Consider the following 23,193-nt stretch of genomic DNA (forward strand, 5'->3'; position numbering starts at 1 on the left):
ACGTGCACGATGGAACAGTGACCGACACGCCTGAAACAGCCGATCTCACACCATCACGCGTCGACCCTGCCGATCCGTCGACCGTTCTGCTCGTCGATCTCGACGGCACCATCACCGACAGCTTCGCCGGCATCGCCAACAGTTTCCGCCACGCCCTTGCCACGATCGGCGCCCCGGAACCCGAACCGGACGTCGTCGCCGGGATCGCCGGCCCGCCGATGATCGACACGCTGACCACTCTCGGCATGGATGCCGCCACGGCCGACGCGGCGATGCGCGCATACCGCGAGCGGTATACCGATGTGGGCTGGCTGGAGAACTCGGTGTTCGACGGAATGGGCGAGGTACTCGCGGACCTGCGCGGTTCCGGACGAACCCTCGCGGTGGCGACGTCGAAGAACGAGAACACCGCCCGGGCCATCCTGAGTCACTTCGGACTGGCGCAGCATTTTGCCGTCATCGCCGGCGCGAGCGACGACGGTCGGCGGCGCGCCAAGTCGGACGTGATCGCACATGCGCTCGACGGACTCGGCATCGACGCCGACCCCATCGCCCATGTGACCGGGGCCCCCGTGGTGATGATCGGTGACCGTTCTCACGACATCGAAGGCGCAGCTCTGTTCGGGATTCCAGCGGTCCTGGTGCGTTGGGGCTACGCTCTGGATGGGGAGGACGGCTCGGCGACCTGGTCTGTCGGGTCCATTGCACATCTGCGCGAGGTACTTGGTGTCTGATCAACTGCACGTGTGTTTCGTGTGCACCGGCAACATCTGCCGGTCGCCCATGGCACAGAACATCTTCCGGTCGGCGCTCGACGACGCGGGGTTGAGCGAGCGTGTCCTGGTGAACAGCTGCGGTACCAGCGGCTGGCACACCGGCGAGCCCGCAGACAACCGAGCGCGCACCGAACTGCTCGCGCACGGATACTCGGATGCCCATGTGGCGGCCCAGCTCTCACCAGAGCACTTCGACGCCGACTTGCTGGTCGCGATGGACTCCGGGCACGTCCGTGATCTCGAGCGCAAGCGTCTCGGCGACCGGGTGCGCCTGCTGCGTAGTTTCGACCCCGCCGCCGGCCCGGACGAACTCGACCTCAACGACCCGTACTACGGCGGCAGTGAGGACTTCGAGCTGACCCGCGAGCAGATCGAGGCGGCCGTCCCCGGTCTGCTCGCATGGGTGCAGGCGGCCCTCGAGAACCGCTGAGGACGGTCAGGCCGGCAGCACCAGGTTGTGCACGAACCTGATCTTCTCGAGCACCTTCTCCGGCAGGACGAACGGATACAGGTCGGGATGGCCCATCGACCGGTTGATCTGGTTCAGCGCCCAGGTCAGCGGGAGCCACCACTCGATGAGACGCTCGAATCCGACATCGCCGGGTAGTGCGCTGTCGATGGTCGACCCGGCCGGCGCCATCGCGAAGGCCGCCGCCGTGTCGAGCGTGTCCCGGATGTGCAGGTAATGCGCGAACGTCTCGGCGAAGTCCTCGGCGGGATGCATGGTGGCGTAGGACGACACGAAGGTCTGCGGCCAGCCGTCCGGTGCCCCCTGCGAATAGTGACGGTCCAACGCCGCCTGGTAGTCCTCGTCGGGGTTGCCGAACAGCTTCTCGAACTCGGGACGCTTGTCCTCGTCGATCAGTACGAGTTGGTAATAGTGCCCGATCTCATGCCGAAAGTGTCCCAGCACGGTGCGATACGGCTCCTCGAGTTCCACCCGCATCTGCTCGCGGTGCACGTCGTCGCCTTCCGCGAGATCCAAGGTGATCACACCGTTGGCGTGTCCGGTGACGACCGACTCATCCGAACTCGACAAGAGGTCGAAAGCGAGCCCGATGTCGGGATCCTCGTCACGGTCGCGGATCGGCAGGCCCAGCTCGTCGAGTTCCAGGATCACCCGCCGCTTCGCGGTCTCGGCACGGCCGAATTCCACGATCGCTTCCGCGTCGGTGTCGGCCGGACGTGTCCGAGTCAGGCGGCACGACGTGCACATCTGCGGCAGGCCGGTCCACTTGACCAGCCAATTACATTGCGCCACTTTGTTGTTGGCGCACCGCTCGAGCAGCTCGCCGTCGACCTTGACCCGGCCATCCTTGTCGAGGACGTGGATGGACCGGGTGGGCAGCCAGAATCCCAACGCACTCTTGCAGTGCAGGCACAGGCTGTTCTCGAAGGACAGACGCTGACCACACGTCCGACACAGGAAGTCTCGCATTGCGACAACGGTACCTTGCCCTGGCGCCCAACAGCCGAAGGCCGGGTCGGGGCGGCTTTGCCACCTCGGTACCGTTGAGGTGTGCATGTGTTGCGGACGTTCCTGCGCCCGGGGTGGCTCGCCCTCGGCGTGGTGGTCGTCGCGTTCGCGGCGATGTGTTTCATGCTGCTGGCGCCGTGGCAACTGGGGAAGAACACGGCGACGGAGCAACGCAACGCGCTGATCAAGTCGGCGGTGTCCCAGGCTCCGGTGCCGATCGCCGATGTGGCTCCCGCAGGTCGGGCGTTCGAGCCGTCCACGGAGTGGCGTGAGGTGTCGTTGACCGGGCGGTACCTACCCGACAAACAAGTCCTGGTCCGCCTTCGCTCGGTGGAGGAACGTCCGGCCGTCGAGGTCCTCACCCCGTTCGACGACGGCTCCCGAGTGGTCCTCGTGGATCGCGGATACGTCCGGCCCGATCAGGGGACGCTGCCGGCCATTCCCGCCGCCCCATCCGGCCAGACGACCATCGATGCCCGCATCCGCAAGAGCGAGGGCACCTCGCCGGGGCGTGGCGCACACGACGAGGCCGGCGCCATGGCCGTCTACACGATCGACCCCGCCGAGGTCGGCCGAGCCATCGACACCTCGCTCGACCCGTTCTACCTCCAACTCTCCCCCGACCAGCCGGGTTCGCTCGGCGAGATCCCGCTGCCACAACTGGAATCCGGCCCCTACCTGTCCTACGGGCTGCAGTGGCTGGCGTTCGGCATCATGGCCCCGCTCGGTGCCGGCTATTTCATCTACTCCGAGATCCGCCAGCGTCGACGCCCCGCCACCGAATCGGCCACCGACACCGGAACCGATTCCGGGGTCGAGGTCGAGGGCGGCGGCGCGCTGCACGCACACGATCACGCGACGTCGGCCGCACGAAAACGGCGTGAGCGCATCCGCGCCGACCTGCGCGATGCCGGCACCGACTCCAGCTCACGACAACGCGGCCAGATCGGCAGCGGACCCGACGCCGATGCGGCATCGGCGGACGTACGAGCCAAACTCACCGACCGCTACGGCGGCTGAGTGCCACCCGCAGCGCCACCGCGCCCACCGCGGCACCGACCTGCACGGCACGTGAGAGTCGAACCGCCGCACGTAGATCCGCAGTACCCGGGGATGGCCCGCCGCCCAGCCGGGGCCGGTCCTCGACACCGTGCGGGTACACGGTGCGGCCGCCCAACGTCACTCCGAGAGCACCCGCGAACGCCGATTCGACGACGCCGGCGTTCGGGCTCGGATGATGCCGGGCATCGCGCAGCCACGCCGCGGCGGCCCGCCGCGGCGCATCGCAGAGCACGACGACGAGCAGACCGGTGACGCGTGCGGGCATCAGATTTGCCAGATCGTCGAGCCGCGCGGCGGCCCATCCGAATCTCGAGTACCGGGCGTTGCGATATCCCACCATCGCGTCGAGCGTGTTGACGGTGCGATATGCGATGAGGCCGGGTGCACCGGCGACGGCGCCCCAGAACAGTGGCGCCACCGTCGCGTCGGAGGTGTTCTCCGCGATCGATTCGAGCGCGGCGCGCGCGACACCCGCTGCGTCGAGCGCCTGCGGATCACGACCGCACAGACTCGGCACCAGATCGCGGGCCGCCTCGAGGTCGTCGGCGTCCAGCGAATCGGCCATCGCCTCGCCCACCCCGACCAGGGTCGTACCCCCGAGCACGGCCCAGGTGGTGACCGCGGTCACGGCGACCACCATGGGAGTGGTCCGGCCGCGCGTGGCGAGGGAGCCGGTCATCCAACCGGTGCCCACGCAGATCCCCGTGAAGATCGTTCCGGCAAGTCGCGAATCCCGGTAGAGGAGCTGCTCGGCGCGGGCTGCACCGCGCCCCAGACCCGCCACGGGGTGGTATCGCCGAGGGTCACCGAGCACACGGTCGGCGACGAAGCCCGTGAGCAGCCCCAGCGCGACACCCACCCCGCGTTGCCCGCCGCGGCGCGGACGACGGTGATCGTTGCGGTGAATGGCGGACACACGGCGATCGTAGTGGCGGGTGAGGGCCGGTCCGGCGCCGGCTGCACGCCCTAGACTCATCGCGATGGCCCGAACCCGCGCAGAACCCGTCGCCGGCAAGCACACGATCGACACCGGCGTGGCCGAGCTGACCCGCGACACCATTGCCGGCGGGTGGCTGCTGACCATCAACGGCGCGCAGAGTTCACACATCCATCCCGACCCCGGCGTACTCGACTTCGAGTACATGCGGCAGATGGCAGCGGTGATCGGCGACCGATACGACACCGACGCCCCACTTCGGGTGTTGCATCTCGGCGCGGCGGCGTGTGCGCTGCCGCGGTACCTCGCGGATCGTTATCCCGCATCGCGACAGGTCGCGGTCGAGATCGACGCCGAGTTGGCACGCCTGGCGCGCGAATGGTTCGACCTGCCGCGAGCCCCGCGACTCCGCATCCGCGTCGGTGACGCCCGGGAGGTGCTCAGCTCGCTGACCGAGCAGACGCGTGACGTGATCGTCCGGGATGCCTTTGTGGCGACGCGCACGCCACGCCATCTGACGTCGCGTGAGTTCATCGAACAGGTCCGCCGGGTCCTTGCGCCGGGAGGCGTCTACCTGGCGAACTGCGGTGACAACCGAGACCTCACACTGGCGCGGGCGGAGGTGTCCACGGCGGCGTCCGTCTTCGATCACGTCTCCCTTATTGCCGACGCCGCGATGCTCAAGGGACGCCGAACCGGCAACATCGTCCTGGCGGCCGGCGACCGCCCGGTCGAGGCCACCTCCGAGCTGGTCCGCACGCTGCTGAGCGATCCACAACCGGCGCAGATCCTGGCCGGGCGAAAAGCGCTGGACTTCGGGTCGGGCTCGGTTCTCACCGATGCGGGGCCGGCCCGCTGACCGGCGCGGCGGCATCCACATCGACGACCTGTCGATCAATCGGGCTACATCCGGTTTCCTGGTGTGAATTCCCGGATCCAGAAGGCGAAGCAACCGTCGACAACACGTTCGATTGCAGCCGTCGCCGGCACGTACTCAGATCACGTAGTCGAGGTTGCCGACGATCGCCTCGCCGATCTGCCGCTCGCCCTCGATCACGACACGACCCGGGTCGGCGCTCTTTCGACCGCCCGCCAGGCGCGCAAGGTCCACACAGTCCAGGGTCAGGATCACGTCGGCCGACTCATCGCCGTCGGGGAACTGGTCGATCGCCGATGCACGGTCGTCGACGACGATCCGGATCTCCCGCGGCGCGATGCCACCGATCCTCATCAGCACCGACGACCCTTTCGGCGTACCGGCGCGCTTTCCCACGACGAACGGCATCGACGACGCGATCTCGGTCAGGGCCATGGCGGCCGCCACCGGGTCCGACGGCGCGGACCCGTCCGTACTGTCGCGGATGTCGATCTCGTGCATCCAACAGTCGAACACCCGGATTCGCATGAACCGGCCATAGGTGTCCGGACCCGCCGGCGTCAGGGCGTCGGCCTCGAACTCCTCCTGTGTCATCGCCGTCAGTGCGTCCGTTCGGACCGCGATGATCTCGCGGAAGGCGCTCATCACCTCGGACCGCGGCGACCCGCGGAAGTGGTCGAGCCACCGCTCGTTGAGTTCGCCGATGGGGTTGCGGACGTGCTCGAGCGCGGCCACATCCCGCGTCGACTCGACGTCGCGGCCTGCGAGAAGACTCTCGGTGCCGATCACATGCGCGACGACGTCGGCCACCGTCCAGCCGGGCAGCACCGACGGTATGTCCCACTGCTCGTCGGACAACGCCGACACCACCTCGTCGAGGGTCGCCCATTCGGTGGTCAAGGCCTCGACCACCGGTTTCACGGGCAGCACGGTTCTGGCCACGGCCGTCCTCCTTCTCTGTCGGCGGTTTTCACCGCACGGGTTCGGTGCAACTCGACGGCGCCGCGGCCAGCGAACAGAACTCGGCCGGGCGGGTCGGCCGATACGTGCTCGGCACCCCGTTGTCGCCGGTTATCCGCCGATAGGCTGCGACGGCGCCGGTCGGGCGGCGCGTCAGTGTGGGGTCGGTCCGGACGTCCACTGTGTAGAGACCGAATCGCGGTGTGTAGCTTCCCCACTCGAAGTTGTCGGTGAGACTCCAGTAGTTGTACCCGATCACGTTCATGCCGTCGCCCCGGGCCCGCTGCAACCAGTAGACCAGGTCGCGCAGATGATCGGCGCGACGGTAGCCGTCGCGCCGCGGTGTGCCGTCGCGCGTCGGCATGCCGGACTCGACGACGTAGAGGGGCTTACCGGGATAGCGGCGCGCATAGGAACGCAAGGCGTAGTACAGGCCGTCGGCGGACACCGGCGCGAGCCACTGTTCATCGACCGCGGCATGCCAGGCACCCGTGTCGGCAGGCGAGATCGAGTAGTAGTAATCGATGCCGATGAAGTCGAGGGTGCCGGCCACACGATCGACGAACCCGGTGTCGAGAAGGGGTTCGACCGTCGGGATGTAGGCGACGTTCGACGACACCATCGCGCCGGGGTCGCGCCGGTGGATGTGCCGATAGATCGCGCGATGGACCGCGACCAGCCGGTCGATCATGATCGGCGCCGCCGACGCCGCCAGCGCTCCGATCTTGATCTCGTTCGTCACGTAGGCGAACGGCTCGTTGATGGTGATCCAGATCGGGTGATAGCGGGAGTACCGGTCCACGACGCGACGCGCGTTGCGCAACCACAGCGCCGGGGTGGACGGGTTCGCCCATCCCCCGCGGTCGGCCACCCATCCCGGGTAGACCCAGTGGTCGAGCGTGATCATCGGACGCATCCCGGCCGCGACGATCGAGCCGATCATCGCGTCGTAGTAGGCCAATTCGGTTCGGTCGACGACGCCCGGCCGCGGCTCGACACGCGCCCACTCGACACCGACGCGGTAGACCTTCACCCCGAGTGATGCGGCGAGCGCGATGTCCGCACGATAGCGGTGCCGGAAATCCACCGAGTTCCCGATCCGGTCGTGTGTGCGACCCGATGCGACATAGCGCATCCAGTTGCTGTCCGGTGACGAGCCTTCACTCTGGAATCCCGACGAGGCGACACCCCACGCGAAGTCCCGCGGCAGCGGTGCTGGGGCCGCGACGACGGGCGATATCGGTTGCGCGTGGCCGGTCGAGGCGACCATCGCGCCCGGCAGCAGGGATGCAAGCAGCGTCGCCGACAACACGACGATCGATGCGATGGCCGCTCGGTGGCCGGCCGCGTGCTCAGGCACGGGCCAAGGATGTCAGATGAGCGCGGCTTCCGAGTCGAATCGGCAGACCTGGCGACTGCGGCCCGCACGGTCGCCCCAGGACCTATTCTGTTGCGATGTCCGCCACCCGACCTCGCGCCCGGCGACGGCTCGCTCTCGTCTGCGCCATCGTCGTGATGGTCGCCTCGTTCGGACTCATCGCGCCATCACCGGCGGCCCCGGGGGGTCCTCTGACGCAGCAGGTCGCCGGGTGTGCCGGGTCGTCGATGCGAGCAGGTGCCACCGTGATCCGAACGGTGAAGGTCAGTGGTGTGGTACGCACGTTCCGGATTCATGTGCCACTCGGTTACAGCGGGCGCCAACCGGTGCCACTGGTGCTCGCCTATCACGGTCACGCGGAGCGCGTCGCACCGTTCGAGAGCTACACCGGGCTGTCGACGCTGCCTGCGATCGTGGTGTATCCCACCGGACTGCGTGGGACAGACAACCGTTTCGCGTGGCAGGGGGCTCCGTATGCATCACCGCGCGCCGACGATCTCGCGTTCACGCAGGCGCTTCTCCGCGACCTGCATGCCCGCGCGTGCGTCGACCGCTCCCGGACCTATGCCATCGGGCGATCCAACGGCGGCGGATTCGTCGCCATGCTCGCCTGCCGGATGCCGTCGGGGTTCGCCGGCTTCGCGACGGTGAACGCAGCGGTCTACCTGGAAGCGGTCGCGGGCTGTCCTCGGCAGGGACCCGCGATATCCCTGATCGATTTTCACGGCACCGCCGATCGCACCATCTCCTACGCGGGCGGCCGGCGATTCGGCGAGCGGTACCTGTCGACCCCGGAGTGGCTGCATCGCTGGGTGGCCCGCGACGGCTGCGTCGATGCGCCGATCACCGTGCCGGTGAATCTGGCCGTCGACCGCATGTCGTGGCTGTGCACCCGGGCAGGCGCCGCCATCGTCCATTACCGCATCCGCGGCGGGACTCACGCCTGGCCCGCTCCGGGCGGAACCTCGATCCTCGGCAGCGCGGGTAGTGCCGGCAGCACCGGTGGCACGGTGAACGCGACGGATCTGATCTGGCGGTTCTTCCTCACCCATCCGAGGCTCGGATCATCGTGACCCGACGGCCTCGCCTCGAGCGGAGCTCGAGCCGGCGCATCGAGCGGAGCTCGACGAGCCGGCGCAGCAGGGAGCCCGGGACGACACGTCCTAGCCTGGTGGGATGAGTACTGATCTGCCCACCATCGAGCTCTCCACCGGCGCACTGATCCCCCAGTTGGGTCTCGGGGTCTGGCAAGCCGATGACCAGGACACGGAGAACGCTGTTCGCTTCGCCGTCGGCACTGCCGGATATCGGCATGTCGACACCGCGGCGGCCTACGGCAACGAGACGGCCGTCGGACGTGGAATCGCGGATTCAGGCGTTGCCCGTGACGACGTCTTCGTCACGACCAAGCTGTGGAACGCCGACCACGGACGCGACCACACGAAGGCCGCCATCGACGCCAGCCTCGATCGCCTGGGGCTCGACCACGTGGACCTCTACCTCATGCACTGGCCGCTGCAGAACACCGATCGCATGATCGAGACCTGGCAGGCGATGATCGACATCCGGGAATCGGGCAAGGCCACCTCGATCGGTGTCTCGAACTTCGAACCCCACCACCTGGCCGCCATCATCGATGCCACCGGCCACGTCCCGGCGGTCAACCAGATCGAGCTGCATCCACGCCTCGCACAGCGTGAACTGCGCGACTACTGCGCAGAGCGGGGAATCCACATCGAGGCGTGGAGCCCGCTCGGTGGCAGCGGCTCGGGGTGGGGGAAGAACTCGGCGCCCAACACGCTGCTGACCGATCCGGATCTGTCCGGCATCGGGGCGAAGCACGGGCGTTCGACCGCGCAGGTGATGATCCGATGGCATCTGCAGAACGGCGTGATCGTGATCCCGAAGTCCGTGCACGACGAGCGGATCGCCCAGAACATCGACGTCCTCGACTTCGAACTCGACGACGAGGACATGGCGGCGATCGCGGCACTCGACGTCGGCGCCCGGGTGGGCGCGCATCCCGACGAACTGAATCTCGGCGCTCGCGACTGACCTCCGGTTCTCGGCTTTCGAAAGCACCGTCGGTACCAGCTTTGACCGTCGGCGAACGGCCATTGCGGTCACCACCTGTCCGCAAAAGGCGGCAGGATGTCTCCCATGTTGGAAACGTCAGCCCGACTGCTCGCCCTGCTGACCCTGCTGCAGACGCGTCGCGAGTGGTCGGGAGCCGAGCTCGCGGATCGCCTGAGCATCACCACCCGAACCGTGCGCCGTGACGTCGACAAGCTTCGCGAACTCGGCTATCCGGTCGACGCCACGGTCGGCGTCGGGGGCGGCTATCGGCTCGGCGCGGGCGCGGAGATGCCACCGTTGCTGCTCGACGATTCCGAGGTGCTCGCCGTCGCGCTCGGACTCAATGAGATCACCACCGGGTCGGTCAGCGACATGGCGGAGGCGTCGGCGGGCGCGCTGACCAAACTGCGTCAGGTGATGCCGTCGCGGCTGCGGCATCGGCTCGACGCGCTCACCATGGAGGCCGTGCCCCGCGAATCACGGACGTCGGTGTCCGGCGAGGTGCTCACCGAGATCGCGACAGCCTGTCATCGCTCCGAGCGACTGCGCTTCGACTACCGACGCGGGGACGGTGCCGAGAGTCGGCGCGAAGTGGAGCCGTATCGGCTGGTGCGCAGCGGACTGCGCTGGTATCTCGTGGGGTGGGACCTCGGCCGCGAGGACTGGCGCTCGTTCCGGGTCGATCGGATGCAGCCCAAGACACCCACCGGCCCTCGGTTCACGCCACGTCCGCTTCCCGAGGGCGGCGCCGCCGGATACCTGGCCCGGAGTCTCGGCGCCGTCTACCGGCGTGCGTCCGCGCGGGTACGCATCCATGCGCCGCTCGACGAGGTCGCCTCGATGGTCGACGACGACTGGGGCACCATCGAGGCCGGTGACGAGAGTGGGTGCGACCTCACGCTGTACAGCACCTCGCTGGTCAGCATCGCCCGCTGGCTCCGGGCCTTCGACGCCGACTTCACGGTGCTCGATCCGCCGCAGCTGACCGACGAGTGCCGCGCGGTCGCGCGTTATCACGACGATCTCGCCGCGAGGTACCGGCGCGCCGTCGGCGACCCGGCGGAACGATGACGCCCGAATCGCCTGAAGTGCTGTCGCGCACAATCTCTCGCCTGCGCGCGGCCGGCTGTGTGTTCGCCGAGGAGGAAGCCGGGCTACTCGTCGCCCACGCCACCGACGCCGCCAACCTCGACGCTCTCATCGCCCGGCGCACGGCCGGTGAGCCGCTGGAAGTCATCGTGGGCCGCACGCGTTTCTGTGGCCTCGACGTCCAGGTGGACCCCGGTGTGTTCGTCCCCCGGCAACGGACGACATTCCTGGTCCGACAGGCGCTCAGCGTCACCATCCCGGGCTGCGTTGTCGTCGACCTCTGTTGTGGGACGGGTGCCATCGGACTTGCCATCGCGGATGCGGTGCCCGGGGTGCACCTGTATGCGTGTGACATCGATCCCGTCGCCGTGCGATGCGCGGCCCGCAATCTCACGCCGGTCGGTGGACACACCTACTGCGGCGATCTCTTCGACCCGCTACCGGATCGTTTACGCGGATCCATCGACGTCGTGGTGGTCAACGCACCGTATGTGCCCACCGACGAGATCGCCTTCATGCCTCCCGAGGCCCGCGATCATGAGCCGCACCGGACTCTCGACGGCGGCGCGGACGGGGTGGATGTCCATCGACGTGTCGGCGCATCGATCGGCGCGTGGCTACGTCCGGGCGGTCACCTCCTGATCGAGACAAGCCAGGCGCAGGCGCCACTGACGGCCGCGGCATTGTCGTCGGTCGGAATGGCGACCACCGTCGAGATCTCCGACGAACTCGCGGCGACCGTGGTCGTCGGCACTCTCCCGCCCGGCACCGCGTCGCCCCCCGTTCCCTGAGGAGCCTCCGAATCCGACACAGCGTCATCCCCCGGTCCCTGAGGAGCCTCCGAATCCGACACAGCGTCATCCCCCGGTCCCTGAGGAGCCTCCGAGCCTGCGAGGATGCGTCACGAAGGGCCGCCCTTCGTGACGCTCGCAAGCTCGCTCCTCAGGGACCGGGAGACGTCGCAAGCACGCTCCTCAGGGACCGGGAGACGTCGCAAGCTCGCTCCTCAGGGACCGGGAGACGTCGCAAGCTCGCTCCTCAGGGACCGGGAGACGTCGCAAGCTCGCTCCTCAGGGACCGGGAGACGTCGCAAGCACAATCCGCACGGACCGAGAGACATCGCAAGCACGCTCCGCACGGACCGAGAGACATCGCAAGCACGCACCACGCGGACGGGAGACGGACCCGGAACACTCTCCGCGTCCCGCCGCACTCCCCACCCCGGTCCCTGAGGAGCCTCCGAGCCTGCGAGGATGCGTCACGAAGGGCCGCGCACAACGGGAGCCGGAATCTTTAAGTCCCACGAGTCGGAAGGACACGAGCCAGATGGTGCGCGCAAAGGGATTCGAACCCCTGACCGCTGGTGTGTAAGACCAGAGCTCTACCGCTGAGCTATACGCGCGAGGGCGGCCTCCGATGGCGACATCGGCGAACACCAACACATGAATCTAATGGGTAACCGTCCGGAGCCCAAACCGCCGGTGGCGGGACCGACTACTCCGCCACCAGCAGCGCCTTCTCCCACAATGCCGAGTCGCGGGCCTCCCCGGGCCCGACCATGTCCGCGAATCGGATGACGCCGTCGCCACCCACCAGGAACGTCGCCCGGTTGGGGTAGCCGGCGGCATCGTTGAACACTCCATAGGAACGTGCGACGGCGCCGTGCGGCCAGAAGTCGGACAGGATCGGGAACAGGAACCCCTGAGCCGACGACCACACCTTGTGGGTCGGCGGCGGACCCACCGACAGGGCGACGGTCTGCAGGCCGTCGCGTACGAACCGCGGCTCGTGATCACGGATGAAACCGAGTTCTCCCTGACACGTCCCGGTGAAGGCCAGCGGGAAGAAGACCAGCAGGACCTGCCCCCCGGCCGTGAGCCCGGTCAGCGACACCCGCTGGTTGTTCTGGTCACGCAGTTCGAAGTCGGGCGCCACGTCGCCCACGGCCAACGGTGACGTCGGTCGCTCGGTGGCGTCGTCGTTCATAGGCGCTTGCGGGATTTCGGCTGCACGAGCCGAGATCCGGACCAGCCCCCGAGACTGACGACATTGGTCTGCGTGAGGCCGGCCGTCGGCGCCGATTCGGCGATCTCGCTCGGATCGACGTGCCCGTCGGTGCCCGTCTTCGGCGAGAAGACCCAGACGTATCCGTCGTCGGCCAACGGCGCGATCGCATCCATCAACGCATCGACGAGATCACCATCGCCGTCACGCCACCAGAGAACGACCACGTCGATGACGTCGTCGGCGTCCTCGTCGAGCATCTCTTCGCCGATGACATCTTCGATCTCGGCCCGCAGGTCATCGTCGGTGTCCTCATCCCATCCGAGTTCCTGCACCACCATGCCGGATGTGAATCCGAGCTTGTGGGCGCTATTGCCCCCAGCGCTGCTGGACTCTGTGGCGGCTACCACCGCGTGCGACCTCCCTGCCAATGCGAATTCGACTGTCAGCTTAGGGAACAGCCTAAATGCTCAGAGTGCAAGCCGAACAGGGGGCAACCGGAACAGGACGGAATTGATACGGCGGGCATCCGGCAGGCGAACCGGATCCCGTGCTACGGCGTGGCCGGCACCGACGGCGTCGGCGCGGTCGAGGTTGCCGATTCAGATGGGCCCGCGCCCGGCGCGGGAGCCGGTGACGCGTTGGCGGTGGGCGGCATCGGCAAGTAGTCCGTACAGCTGTCGAGCACTGCCTGTTTGTCGCGAGTCCATTGCGCAGCAATCGGATTGAGCCCGGTCAAACGCTCCTTGCCGATGGCATCACCGAGTCGGCCGGTGGAGTCGAGAAACCGGTCGGCCGGGTCCTTCACGTCGGCCGGGGTCGACGAGGTGATCTTCTGGCGGATGAGATCGGAGCCGGCGATCAGACTCGCGCGAGCCTTGTCATCCAGATCGCCGATCTCGTCGTAACTGTGGACGTCGCTCAAGCGACGCACGAACGCGTTGTACCCGCGGACCATCACCACCATCGACGACATGGCCTCCCGGCAGAGGTCGATGCCGTTCTCGCGTGCCACCGAGGCCTCCGACGCGGACACCTCCGAACGGTAGACCGCAACCTCGCCCGGCGCCGCAGTGCCCGAGCCGTCGACCGACGCGCAGCCCGACAGCGCGGCCAGCGCCACAAAGCCGCCCGCGACCACAGCCGAGGACGTCGCCCGGCGATGGCCGACTCCCCTGCGCGTGACCCCGACATCCCTCGCGCCCCGCATAGTCCTCCTGACCCACGAGTAACAAACACCGCAACGCTATCGCAGGTCGCGGCAGGTGGCACCAACCCGGACGCAACGCGGCCCACCCGGTGCCAACTGCAGTGACATGCGGCACGATGAGGAGGGACACCGCTGTCCCGACATCAAGGGAGCGGGCCCGAGTCATCGCACGCCGGACACCACCGTGTTCCGGCCGACCGAGGGAGTAGGCATCACAGTGACCGAACAGGCAGAGCACACGAGGACCGGGGTGTCGGGGAACGGTACCGGCCCCGCCGCCCGCAACGAGGATCCGGGCCGCGTCCGGGTGATCCGAGAGGGCGTGGCGTCTCATCTGCCCGACATCGACCCCGACGAGACCTCCGAGTGGCTGGAGTCATTCGACGGGCTGATCGACGCCGCCGGACCGGCGCGCGCCCGTTACCTCATGCTGAGGATGCTCGAACGCGCCAGCGAGAAACACGTGTCGCTGCCGTCGTTGACCTCGACCGACTACGTCAACACGATCCCCACAGACCTGGAGCCGTGGTTCCCCGGCGACGAGACCGTCGAGCGCCGATTCCGCCGCATCCTGCGGTGGAACGCGGCGATCATGGTGCACCGTGCGCAGCGTCCCGGGGCCGGGGTCGGCGGTCACATCTCCACCTACGCTTCGTCGGCGACGCTGTACGAGGTCGGGTTCAATCACTTCTTCCGCGGGCTCGATCACCCCGGCGGCGGCGACCAGATCTTCATCCAGGGTCACGCCTCCCCCGGCATCTACGCCCGCGCCTTCCTCGAGGGACGGATCGACGAGGCGAGGATGGACGGGTTCCGCCAGGAACACAGCCATGCCGGCGAAGGCGGCGGCCTACCGTCGTACCCCCATCCGCGACTGATGCCGGATTTCTGGCAGTTCCCGACCGTCTCGATGGGTCTGGGTCCGATGAACGCGGTCTATCAGGCCCGGTTCAATCACTATCTCCACGACCGGGGCATCAAGGACACCTCGGATCAGCATGTGTGGGCCTTCCTGGGTGACGGCGAGATGGACGAGACCGAATCGCGCGGTTTCGCCAGCTTCGCCGCGACCGAAGGGCTCGACAACCTCACCTTCGTCATCAACTGCAACCTGCAGCGACTCGACGGTCCGGTGCGCGGCAACGGCAAGATCATCCAGGAACTCGAATCGTTCTTCCGCGGCGCCGGCTGGAACGTCATCAAGGTGATCTGGGGCCGCGAGTGGGACAAGCTGTTCTACGCCGACCGCGACGGTGCCCTGGTCAATCTGATGAACGTGACCCCGGACGGCGACTTCCAGACCTACCGAGCCAACAACGGTGCGTTCATCCGCGAACACTTCTTCAACCGCGACCCGCGCACGAAGGAACTCGTCAAGGACATGACCGACGCCCAGATCTGGGAGATGAAGCGCGGCGGACACGACTACCGCAAGGTGTACGCGGCCTACCAGGCGGCCGTCGCGCACAAGGGTCAGCCGACCGTGATCCTCGCCCACACGATCAAGGGCTACCTGCTCGGCTCGCACTTCGAGGGTCGCAACGCCACGCACCAGATGAAGAAGCTGACACTCGACGATCTGAAGGCCTTTCGCGACAACAACCGCATCCCGATCACCGACGAACAGCTCGACGAGAACCCCTACCTGCCGCCCTACTACCACCCGGGTGCCGATTCCGACGTCATCCAGTACATGATGGATCGTCGCAAGACCCTCGGCGGCAACCTCCCGGCGCGGCGCACCAGGTCCAGGGCGCTCAAGCCCGATGTGAGCCAGGCTCTGAAGACCTCGGCGAAGGGGTCGGGCAAGCAGCAGGTCGCCACCACCATGGCGCTGGTCCGCATCTTCAAGGACCTGTTGCGCGACAAGGAGATCGGAAAGCGGATCGTTCCGATCATCCCGGACGAGGCCCGCACGTTCGGTATGGACTCGTGGTTCCCGACGCTCAAGATCTACAACCGCAACGGACAGATGTACACGTCGGTCGATGCCGAACTGATGCTGGCCTACAAGGAGAGCTCAGAAGGTCAGATCCTGCACGAGGGCATCAACGAGGCCGGGTCGGCAGCATCGTTCACCGCCGTCGGTACGTCCTACTCGACGCACGACGAACCGATGATCCCGCTCTACATCTTCTATTCGATGTTCGGGTTCCAGCGCACCGGCGACAGCTTCTGGGCCGCCGCCGATCAGATGACCCGCGGCTTCGTCATCGGTGCGACCGCGGGCCGCACCACCCTCACCGGCGAGGGCCTGCAGCACGCCGACGGCCACTCACCGCTGCTGGCCGCGACCAACCCGGCGGTGGTTGCCTATGACCCGGCCTTCGCCTACGAACTGGGCCACATCATCGCCGACGGACTCGCGCGGATGTACGGCGACGACCCGGAGAACATCTACTACTACCTCACGGTCTACAACGAGCCGATCTCCCAGCCGGCCGAACCGGAGAACGTCGATGTGACGGGCATCCTCAAGGGCATCTACCGGTTCCGGCCGGCAGCCGAGGGCAAGAACCTGTACGCCAACATCCTCGTGTCCGGCGTCACCATGCCGGATGCCCTGCGGGCTGCGGAGATCCTGGCCGACGAATGGGATGTGGGCGCCAACGTCTTCTCGGTCACCTCGTGGAGTGAGCTCGCCCGCGACGGCATCGAGGTCGACCGTGCCGCGGTCCGGGAGCCGACGGCGGCGCACGCTCGTCCGTACCTCACGGAGGTCCTCGCCGACACCATGGGACCGACGATCGCCGTGAGCGATTACATGCGAGGCGTGCAGGAGCAGATCCGCGCCTACGTGCCGGGCAGCTACCTCACCCTGGGCACCGACGGCTTCGGATTCTCCGACACCCGGCCCGCGGCCCGGCGCTTCTTCAACGTCGACGCCGAGTCGATCGTGGTCGCCGTACTGGTCGGCCTCGCCCGCGACGGCAACATCCCGTTCACCACCGCGACCGAGGCAGCCGAGAAGTACCAGATCACCGACGTGGCGGCGGCACCCGAGCAGACCAGCGACCCAGGTGTGGCCTGACCTCTGCTTTTCGTGCGCTGTGACCGGGCGGTCCGGTTTCGGACCGCCCGGTCACGGCGCGCGTCGAGGTCGTGACCGGGCGATGGTCGACAGGGCTACATTGAGAATGTGTCCGATGCCCGCGTGAACCAGGAGCCGCCGAAGGCCGACGTGTTCGGTGAACGCGGTGCGCATGTACCCGCGCCGGCGACCGTGCACGATGCGCTGCCGGACACCCTGCTGCGGCGGGTCAAGCAATACAGCGGACGACTCGCCACCGAGGCCGTGCACTCGATGCAGGATCAGCTGCCCTACTTCGGCGACCTCGACGCCGCGCAACGGGCAAGCGTGCAGTTGGTCGTCCAGACCGCGGTGGTCAACTTCGTCGAGTGGATTCAGGATCCCGAGGGCAACGTCAAGTTCACCGTTCAGGCGTTCCAGGTCGTGCCGCAGGACCTCGCCCGCCGGATCACGCTGCTGCAGACCGTCGAGATGGTCCGCGTCGCGATGGAGTTCTTCGAGAAGTGGCTACCGCTGCTCGCACGGAACGACGCCCAGCTGCGGGCACTGACCGAATCGGTGTTGCGCTACGGACGCGAGATCGGGTTCGCCGCCGCATCGATCTATGCGTCGGCCGCCGAATCCCGAGGTGCGTGGGACTCGCGTCTGGAGGCCCTCGTCGTCGATGCCGTGGTCCGCGGTGACACCGGACCCCAGCTGCTCTCTCGGGCAGCAGCGCTCAACTGGGACTCCGATGCGCCGGCCACGGTGATCGTCGGCGCCCCTCCACCGGAGCAGAACGTCTCGGTGCCGTTGGCGATACACAACACCGCCAAGCAGCACGACCGCTCGGCCCTGTCGGTGGTCCAGGGCACGTTCCTCGTCGCCATCGTCAGCGGGCCCGTGCGGCCGGGCGAGAGGTTCGTGACCGACCTGCTCAAACACTTCGCCGACGGACCTGTGGTGATCGGTCCGACGATGGCGAACCTCGGGAGCGCACCCACGAGCGCGTCGGAGGCGATGGCCGCCATCGCCGCCGTGGTCGGCTGGCCGAATGCACCGCGCCCGGTCCACAGCCTCGAGCTCCTCCCCGAGCGCGCACTGAACGGCGACCCGGCAGCGGTGAGTGCTCTCAACGAGCGATTGGTGCGGCCACTGGCCAAAGGGGGCAGCACACTCAACGCGACTCTGGAGGCGTATCTCGACTCGGGAGGCTCGGTCGAAAGCTGCGCGCGCGTACTGTATATCCATCCAAATACTGTCCGGTACAGACTGAAGAAAGTTGCGGAAATCACAGGTCGCGATCCGATGAACCCCCGCGACGCGTATGTCTTGAGGGTCGCCGCGACAGTAGGTCGTTTGACACACTTCCAAAACGAATCGCAATCACAGGCCACATGAATCACATCAGCCACAGGTCGTTTTCCGCGTTTTCGCTGATCAAGGTTGATAGGACACAGTTTTATAACGCATCTCAGAGTGATGACGAACCAGGTGACCGTTCGATCAAGTTTGTGGGAACCCCACAAATCCACACCAGAAGGTTCATGCGCCTCAACACCCACAAAACCACCCTGGACGGTGTTCTCTGGTCACGTGCTTTCGATGCTTGCGCCCGGCCAGGGCTCTCAGACACCAGGGATGCTGACCGCATGGTTGGAACTCGCGGGTGCCCGTGACCAGCTCGCGACGTGGTCGAAGCTGACCCGACTCGATCTCGAACGTCTCGGCACCACCGCGACCGCGGAGGAGATCACCGACACCGCGGTCACCCAACCCCTCGTCGTGGCGGCGGCTCTGCTCGCCTACGACGAGTTCAGCAAACGTTCCGAACTACCCGCCGACGCCATCGTCGCCGGGCACTCCGTCGGTGAACTCGCGGCCGCCGCGATCACCGGTGTGATCAGTGCCGACGAGGCCGTGTCCCTCGCCGCGATCCGCGGCGCGGAGATGGCGAAGGCGTGCGCGATCGAGCCGACGATCATGGCCGCCGTCCTCGGCGGCGACGAGGCCCAGGTGCTCGCGCGCCTCGACGAACTCGATCTGGTCCCCGCCAACCGCAATGCCGCCGGTCAGATCGTGGCCGCCGGCAGGGTCGAGGCGATCGACGAACTCGTCGCCAATCCACCGGAGAAGGCGAGGACTCGCAAGCTCGCCGTCGCGGGCGCATTCCACACGCGCTACATGGCTCCGGCGCGGGACGCGGTCGCCGCTGCGGCGTCGAAGATCACGCCCGCAGACCCCCATCGGACGCTGCTCTCCAACTCCGACGGCCTGCCTGTAACGAATGGCGCCGACGCACTGACAAAACTAGTGGCACAGGTGACGAAGCCGGTGCGCTGGGACCTCTGCTCGGCATACATGCGCGAGCACGCCACAACCGCAGTCGTTGAACTGCCGCCCGCAGGCACCCTGGTGGGCATTGCGAAACGAGAACTGAAGGGCACGCCGACGCTGGCACTGAAGGAGCCCGACGGTCTCGACAACATCACCGAACTTGGATAGCGGTCGCGGCGCGAGGCCGTGACCCCCGGAAGAGCCGCCAGAACGGCTTGTCCAAGCACGCACGGAACTCCGGTGTCCGTGCGTGCTCCGGAGTTGCATATCAAGCGAACAAGAAGGGAACCACACAGTGGCTGCCACCCAGGAACAACTCATTGCCGGCATCGCCGAGATCATCGAGGAAGTCACCGGCATCGAGCCGTCCGAGGTGACCATGGAGAAGTCCTTCGTCGACGACCTGGACATCGACTCGCTGTCGATGGTCGAGATCGCCGTCCAGACCGAGGACAAGTACGGCGTCAAGATCCCGGATGAGGATCTCGCCGGTCTGCGGACCGTGGGCGATGCGGTTGCCTACATCCAGAAGCTCGAGTCCGAGAACCCGGAGGCCGCGGCCGCGATCCAGGCCCAGGTCGAGGCAGACAAGAACTCGTGAGCTCACCGTCCCTCCGCGAATACTCCACGCTGGGCGGGAACTTCCCGAACGTGGTGGTCACCTCCATGGTGGCCACCACCTCGCTCGGTGAAGATCTCGACTCCACGTGGAAGAAACTGCTGGCGGGTGAGTCGGGCATCCGTGAACTGACCGATCCCTTCGTCACGAAGTACGGCGAGCTGCCGTGTCGTGTCGGTGGGCGCTTGGTCAAGGATCCCGCCGAAGAGGTGACACGCGTCGAAGCACGCCGGATGGCCTACGTCGAGCGCATCGCTCATGTGATGAGCAAGCGCCTGTGGGCCCACGCCGGCGAGCCCGAGGTGGACCCCGACCGCCTGGCGGTCGTGCTGGGTACCGGCCAGGGCGGCGGCGACGCGATGGTCGATGCCGTCAAGGCGATCGAGGAATCAGGCAACTACCGCAAGGTCTCACCGCTCGCGGTGTCGATGGCGATGCCGAACGGCCCGGCCGCGGTCGTCGGCCTCAACATCGGTGCGCGCGCCGGCGTGATCACTCCTGTCTCGGCGTGCTCGTCGGGCGCGGAGGCCATCGCACACGGGTGGCGTCACATCGTGATGGGTGATGCGGACATGGTCGTCTGTGGTGGCGTCGAAGGGCATATCGACGCGATTCCGATCGCGGCGTTCTCGATGATGCGTGCGATGAGCACGCGCAACGACGATCCCAAGGGCGCCTCGCGACCGTTCGACAAGGACCGCGACGGCTTCGTCTTCGGCGAGGCCGCGGCCATGCTGATCCTCGAGCGTGAGGAGCATGCCAAGGCCCGCGGTGCGCACATCCACGCCCGCGTGCTCGGTGCGGGCATCACCTCGGATGGCTTCCACCTCGTTGCACCGGACCCCAGTGGTCAGGGCAATGCGCGGGCGATGACCCGGGCCATCCAGACCGCAGGCCTCACCAAGGCCGACATCAGCCACATCAACGCCCATGCCACGGCGACACCGATCGGTGACACCGCCGAGGCGGTCGGCATCAACATGGCGGTCGGTCAGCATGCGGCGGTCTACGCACCCAAGTCGGCCCTCGGCCACTCCATCGGCGCAGTCGGGGCGCTGGAGTCCGTGCTCACCATCAAGAGTGTCGAAGAGGGAGTCATCCCTCCGACGCTCAACCTGGAGAACCAGGATCCTGAGTGCGATGTCGAGGTCGTCTCGGGCGAGGCCCGGTACGGGCAGATCGACTACGCGTTGAACAACTCGTTCGGATTCGGTGGGCATAACGTCGCGCTCGCCTTCGGTCGCTACTGACAACTCCATCCCGACACCCTCAGGAGACTGCGAATGACCACACTGGCTCCCATCACCGGCCATGAGGAATCAGCCGATCCGCGTGATCCGCTGCTCCGGCTGACCAACTTCTTCGACGAAGGCACGATGTCGCTCCTGCACACCCGCGACAAGTCGGGTGTGCAAGCGGCGATCGGCATGGTCAACGGCGTTCGTACCGTCTCGTATTGCACCGATGGCACCGTGATGGGCGGTGCCATGGGTGTGGTCGGTTGCGCACACATCGTGAACGCGATCGACACCGCCATCACCGAGCAGGCACCGGTCGTCGGCATCTGGCACTCGGGCGGCGCCCGACTCGCCGAGGGCGTCGAGGCCCTGCATGCCGTCGGCGGCGTCTTCGAGGCGATGGTTCGTGCTTCGGGCTACGTCCCACAGATCTCGGTGGTCGTCGGTTTCGCCGCCGGCGGCGCGGCCTATGGGCCTGCGCTCACCGATGTGGTGATCATGGCCCCGGCCGGCCGTGTCTTCGTCACCGGACCCGACGTGGTCAAGAGCGTCACCGGCGAGTCGGTCGACATGGAGACGCTCGGCGGTCCGCTGACCCATGGCAAGAAGTCCGGCGTCAGTCACATCACCGCCGACTCCGAGCCCGACGCCTACTGGCGTGCGCGCCGTCTCGTGTCGACGTTCAGCCGACAGGGACACTTCAACCGCGAGCAGGCCGAGGCCGGCGACGTCGACCTCAAGGCGTTGCTGCCCGAATCGAATCGCCGCGCCTACGACGTGCATCCGCTCGTCACCAACCTGCTCGACACTCAGCTCGCCGCCGACGGTGAGACCGAGGTCTCCACTTTCGAAGAGCTGCAGGCAAAGTGGGCCCCGAACATCGTCATCGGGTTCGGGCGACTGTCCGGTCGCAGCGTCGGCGTCATCGCCAACAACCCGCTGCGCATGGGCGGCTGCCTGAACTCCGAGAGCGCGGAGAAGGCGTCCCGCTTCGTCCGTCTCTGCGACGCCTTCGGTGTGCCGCTGATCGTCATCACCGACGTGCCCGGCTACCTGCCCGGCGTCGGTCAGGAGTGGAACGGTGTGGTGCGCCGCGGCGCGAAGCTGCTGCACGCGTTCGCCGAATGCACGGTCCCGCGCGTGACGCTGGTGACCCGCAAGATCTACGGCGGCGCCTACATCGCGATGAACTCTCGTGCGCTCGGCGCCACCGCGGTCTTCGCGTGGCCCGGCTCCGAGGTCGCGGTCATGGGTGCCAAGGCCGCGGTCGGCATCCTGCACAAGAAGGCTCTCGCCGCCGCACCCGAGGACGAGCGCGAGGCACTCCACGAGCGTCTCGCCGCCGAACACGAGGCCATCGCCGGTGGTGTGGGGCGCGCCCAGTCGATCGGTGTGGTCGACGACGTGATCGACCCGGCCACCACCCGCAGCCGGATCGCCGAGGCGCTCGCCGCGGCACCCGCCCGCCGGGGTCGCCACAAGAACATCCCACTGTGATCAGCTGATCGCAGCGCGCAATTCGGCCCCGGTAGATCACTACCGGGGCCGAGTTACGTTCTGTCGGTGCTGTTCCGCGCTGGTCCGTGCGGTTATCCGACGCGCTGCTGCAGCCAGGTCACCTCGGCACCGGCACCACCCATGCGGTACGGCTCGAGCGCGTCGTCCCAGGCGACGCCGAGGGCTGCCTCGAGTTCACCGGCGAGACCGACGCTGTCGGGCTGCCGGTCGATCAGGGCACGCAGTTGCATCTCCCCGATCATCACGTCGCCGTTGGCGCTCGTGGAGCCACGCCAGAGCCCGAGACCGGGCACATAGCTGAAACGCTCACCGTCGACACCGTCGCTGGCGTTCTCGGTCACCTCGAAACGCAGCGCCGACCATTCCCGCAGCGCCGTCACCAGACGTGCTGCGGTGCCGACCGGCCCCGTCCAGTCCACCGTGGCACGCTGCAACCCGGGGTCGGCCTCTTGCGCCGACCACTTCAGGTTGGCCCGCGCATTCAGGGTCGACGACAGAGCCCACTCGACATGCGGGCACAGCGCCACCGGCGCCGAGTGGATGTACACCACTCCTGTCGTCATGTCCGCAAACTGATTCAGATTGCGCACCTTGCTCACCTCCGGTTTCGACGAGGAACGTCTTC

The 23,193-nt window shown here is 67.2% G+C and carries 22 protein-coding genes and 1 tRNA gene; 14 read left to right on the forward strand and 9 right to left on the reverse strand.

What is annotated here, in order from left to right; all coding sequences use genetic code 11:
- Positions 1 to 17: 17 nt before the first annotated feature.
- Both ACVT6V_RS21910 and ACVT6V_RS21915 read left to right on the forward strand, forming a co-directional pair.
- A complete protein-coding gene (locus ACVT6V_RS21910; RefSeq protein ID WP_489896210.1) occupies positions 18 to 734 on the forward strand; it encodes an HAD hydrolase-like protein in 717 nt (238 codons plus the stop codon).
- Positions 727 to 1,206 carry a low molecular weight protein-tyrosine-phosphatase gene (locus tag ACVT6V_RS21915; RefSeq protein WP_489896211.1) on the forward strand — a complete coding sequence of 160 codons (480 nt, stop codon included), beginning with the start codon at positions 727 to 729 and terminating at the stop codon, positions 1,204 to 1,206. The genes ACVT6V_RS21910 and ACVT6V_RS21915 overlap by 8 nt, the downstream gene beginning before the upstream one ends.
- Before the next feature lie 6 nt (positions 1,207 to 1,212).
- On the opposite strand, the gene ACVT6V_RS21920 is transcribed toward ACVT6V_RS21915, so the two are convergent.
- Positions 1,213 to 2,214 (reverse strand): zinc-binding metallopeptidase family protein, encoded by a 1,002-nt coding sequence (locus tag ACVT6V_RS21920; RefSeq protein WP_489896212.1) that lies wholly within the window; start codon positions 2,212 to 2,214, stop codon positions 1,213 to 1,215.
- A gap of 81 nt (positions 2,215 to 2,295) precedes the next feature.
- On the opposite strand from ACVT6V_RS21920, the gene ACVT6V_RS21925 reads away from it, so the two are divergent.
- Positions 2,296 to 3,273, forward strand: coding sequence for an SURF1 family cytochrome oxidase biogenesis protein (locus tag ACVT6V_RS21925; protein WP_489896213.1), 978 nt, complete (start codon positions 2,296 to 2,298; stop codon positions 3,271 to 3,273).
- Here ACVT6V_RS21925 and ACVT6V_RS21930 read toward each other — a convergent pair.
- Entirely contained in the window at positions 3,251 to 4,231 is a 981-nt protein-coding gene (locus tag ACVT6V_RS21930; protein WP_489896214.1) for a cobalamin biosynthesis protein, read from the reverse strand. The two genes, ACVT6V_RS21925 and ACVT6V_RS21930, sit on opposite strands and share 23 nt — an antisense overlap.
- A 64-nt stretch (positions 4,232 to 4,295) precedes the next feature.
- Between ACVT6V_RS21930 and ACVT6V_RS21935 the strand changes: the two genes are divergently transcribed.
- Positions 4,296 to 5,111, forward strand: coding sequence for a spermidine synthase (locus ACVT6V_RS21935; protein WP_489896215.1), 816 nt, complete (start codon positions 4,296 to 4,298; stop codon positions 5,109 to 5,111).
- Between the two features lie 135 nt (positions 5,112 to 5,246).
- Here the strand turns inward: ACVT6V_RS21935 and ACVT6V_RS21940 are convergent, their stop codons facing one another.
- A complete protein-coding gene (locus tag ACVT6V_RS21940) occupies positions 5,247 to 6,071 on the reverse strand; it encodes a maleylpyruvate isomerase family mycothiol-dependent enzyme (RefSeq protein ID WP_489896216.1) in 825 nt (274 codons plus the stop codon).
- A gap of 28 nt (positions 6,072 to 6,099) precedes the next feature.
- Positions 6,100 to 7,359 (reverse strand): family 1 glycosylhydrolase, encoded by a 1,260-nt coding sequence (locus tag ACVT6V_RS21945; RefSeq protein WP_489900954.1) that lies wholly within the window; start codon positions 7,357 to 7,359, stop codon positions 6,100 to 6,102.
- 185 nt (positions 7,360 to 7,544) lie between these two features.
- On the opposite strand from ACVT6V_RS21945, the gene ACVT6V_RS21950 reads away from it, so the two are divergent.
- From ACVT6V_RS21950 to ACVT6V_RS21965, 4 genes are all read left to right on the forward strand, one after another.
- Entirely contained in the window at positions 7,545 to 8,540 is a 996-nt protein-coding gene (locus tag ACVT6V_RS21950; protein ID WP_489896217.1) for a CE1 family esterase, read from the forward strand.
- A 103-nt stretch (positions 8,541 to 8,643) separates the two neighbouring features.
- A complete protein-coding gene (locus ACVT6V_RS21955; protein ID WP_489896218.1) occupies positions 8,644 to 9,522 on the forward strand; it encodes an aldo/keto reductase in 879 nt (292 codons plus the stop codon).
- Between the two features lie 105 nt (positions 9,523 to 9,627).
- Positions 9,628 to 10,614: a helix-turn-helix transcriptional regulator gene (locus tag ACVT6V_RS21960; RefSeq protein ID WP_489896219.1), complete on the forward strand. Its 987-nt coding sequence runs from the start codon at positions 9,628 to 9,630 to the stop codon at positions 10,612 to 10,614.
- Positions 10,611 to 11,423 carry a putative protein N(5)-glutamine methyltransferase gene (locus ACVT6V_RS21965; protein ID WP_489896220.1) on the forward strand — a complete coding sequence of 271 codons (813 nt, stop codon included), beginning with the start codon at positions 10,611 to 10,613 and terminating at the stop codon, positions 11,421 to 11,423. The genes ACVT6V_RS21960 and ACVT6V_RS21965 overlap by 4 nt, the downstream gene beginning before the upstream one ends.
- A 536-nt stretch (positions 11,424 to 11,959) precedes the next feature.
- Here the strand turns inward: ACVT6V_RS21965 and ACVT6V_RS21970 are convergent.
- From ACVT6V_RS21970 to ACVT6V_RS21985, 4 genes are all read right to left on the reverse strand, one after another.
- Positions 11,960 to 12,034: transfer RNA gene (locus ACVT6V_RS21970), tRNA-Val, on the reverse strand.
- A 92-nt stretch (positions 12,035 to 12,126) separates the two neighbouring features.
- Positions 12,127 to 12,618 carry a peroxiredoxin gene (locus ACVT6V_RS21975; RefSeq protein ID WP_489896221.1) on the reverse strand — a complete coding sequence of 164 codons (492 nt, stop codon included), beginning with the start codon at positions 12,616 to 12,618 and terminating at the stop codon, positions 12,127 to 12,129.
- Entirely contained in the window at positions 12,615 to 13,046 is a 432-nt protein-coding gene (locus ACVT6V_RS21980) for a DUF3052 domain-containing protein (protein WP_489896222.1), read from the reverse strand. The genes ACVT6V_RS21975 and ACVT6V_RS21980 overlap by 4 nt, the downstream gene beginning before the upstream one ends.
- Before the next feature lie 143 nt (positions 13,047 to 13,189).
- A complete protein-coding gene (locus ACVT6V_RS21985) occupies positions 13,190 to 13,846 on the reverse strand; it encodes a hypothetical protein (RefSeq protein ID WP_489896223.1) in 657 nt (218 codons plus the stop codon).
- Positions 13,847 to 14,096: 250 nt separating this feature from the next.
- Between ACVT6V_RS21985 and aceE the strand changes: the two genes are divergently transcribed.
- From aceE to ACVT6V_RS22015, 6 genes are all read left to right on the forward strand, one after another.
- The gene (gene aceE, locus ACVT6V_RS21990; protein WP_489900956.1) at positions 14,097 to 16,877 is read left to right on the forward strand and encodes a pyruvate dehydrogenase (acetyl-transferring), homodimeric type; all 2,781 of its coding nucleotides are present in this window, start codon (positions 14,097 to 14,099) and stop codon (positions 16,875 to 16,877) included.
- A 108-nt stretch (positions 16,878 to 16,985) separates the two neighbouring features.
- The gene (locus ACVT6V_RS21995; RefSeq protein ID WP_489896224.1) at positions 16,986 to 18,257 is read left to right on the forward strand and encodes a PucR family transcriptional regulator; all 1,272 of its coding nucleotides are present in this window, start codon (positions 16,986 to 16,988) and stop codon (positions 18,255 to 18,257) included.
- Between the two features lie 195 nt (positions 18,258 to 18,452).
- Positions 18,453 to 19,361 carry an ACP S-malonyltransferase gene (locus ACVT6V_RS22000; RefSeq protein WP_489896225.1) on the forward strand — a complete coding sequence of 303 codons (909 nt, stop codon included), beginning with the start codon at positions 18,453 to 18,455 and terminating at the stop codon, positions 19,359 to 19,361.
- Positions 19,362 to 19,488: 127 nt separating this feature from the next.
- The gene (gene acpM / locus ACVT6V_RS22005) at positions 19,489 to 19,794 is read left to right on the forward strand and encodes a meromycolate extension acyl carrier protein AcpM (RefSeq protein WP_489896226.1); all 306 of its coding nucleotides are present in this window, start codon (positions 19,489 to 19,491) and stop codon (positions 19,792 to 19,794) included.
- Positions 19,791 to 21,062 (forward strand): KasA/KasB family beta-ketoacyl-ACP synthase, encoded by a 1,272-nt coding sequence (locus tag ACVT6V_RS22010; protein WP_489896227.1) that lies wholly within the window; start codon positions 19,791 to 19,793, stop codon positions 21,060 to 21,062. Before acpM ends, ACVT6V_RS22010 begins: the two co-directional genes overlap by 4 nt.
- A gap of 33 nt (positions 21,063 to 21,095) precedes the next feature.
- Entirely contained in the window at positions 21,096 to 22,547 is a 1,452-nt protein-coding gene (locus ACVT6V_RS22015) for an acyl-CoA carboxylase subunit beta (RefSeq protein WP_489896228.1), read from the forward strand.
- 92 nt (positions 22,548 to 22,639) lie between these two features.
- Here ACVT6V_RS22015 and ACVT6V_RS22020 read toward each other — a convergent pair whose 3' ends face one another.
- On the reverse strand, positions 22,640 to 23,158 hold the full coding sequence (locus ACVT6V_RS22020; protein ID WP_489896229.1) for a DUF3145 domain-containing protein: 519 nt from the start codon (positions 23,156 to 23,158) through the stop codon (positions 22,640 to 22,642).
- Positions 23,159 to 23,193: the final 35 nt, after the last annotated feature.

It is taken from the genome of Gordonia sp. LMA167 (assembly GCF_058130025.1).

Excerpts from the sequence above, each read along its gene's own strand:
- ACVT6V_RS21920 (WP_489896212.1), bottom strand. The coding sequence starts at position 2,214 with ATGCGAGACTTCCTGTGTCGGACGTGTGGTCAGCGTCTGTCCTTCGAG.
- ACVT6V_RS21935 (WP_489896215.1), top strand. The coding sequence starts at position 4,296 with ATGGCCCGAACCCGCGCAGAACCCGTCGCCGGCAAGCACACGATCGAC.
- ACVT6V_RS21945 (WP_489900954.1), bottom strand. The coding sequence starts at position 7,359 with ATGGTCGCCTCGACCGGCCACGCGCAACCGATATCGCCCGTCGTCGCG.
- ACVT6V_RS21950 (WP_489896217.1), top strand. The coding sequence starts at position 7,545 with ATGTCCGCCACCCGACCTCGCGCCCGGCGACGGCTCGCTCTCGTCTGC.
- ACVT6V_RS21955 (WP_489896218.1), top strand. The coding sequence starts at position 8,644 with ATGAGTACTGATCTGCCCACCATCGAGCTCTCCACCGGCGCACTGATC.
- ACVT6V_RS21960 (WP_489896219.1), top strand. The coding sequence starts at position 9,628 with ATGTTGGAAACGTCAGCCCGACTGCTCGCCCTGCTGACCCTGCTGCAG.
- ACVT6V_RS21965 (WP_489896220.1), top strand. The coding sequence starts at position 10,611 with ATGACGCCCGAATCGCCTGAAGTGCTGTCGCGCACAATCTCTCGCCTG.
- ACVT6V_RS21975 (WP_489896221.1), bottom strand. The coding sequence starts at position 12,618 with ATGAACGACGACGCCACCGAGCGACCGACGTCACCGTTGGCCGTGGGC.
- ACVT6V_RS21985 (WP_489896223.1), bottom strand. The coding sequence starts at position 13,846 with ATGCGGGGCGCGAGGGATGTCGGGGTCACGCGCAGGGGAGTCGGCCAT.
- ACVT6V_RS22015 (WP_489896228.1), top strand. The coding sequence starts at position 21,096 with ATGACCACACTGGCTCCCATCACCGGCCATGAGGAATCAGCCGATCCG.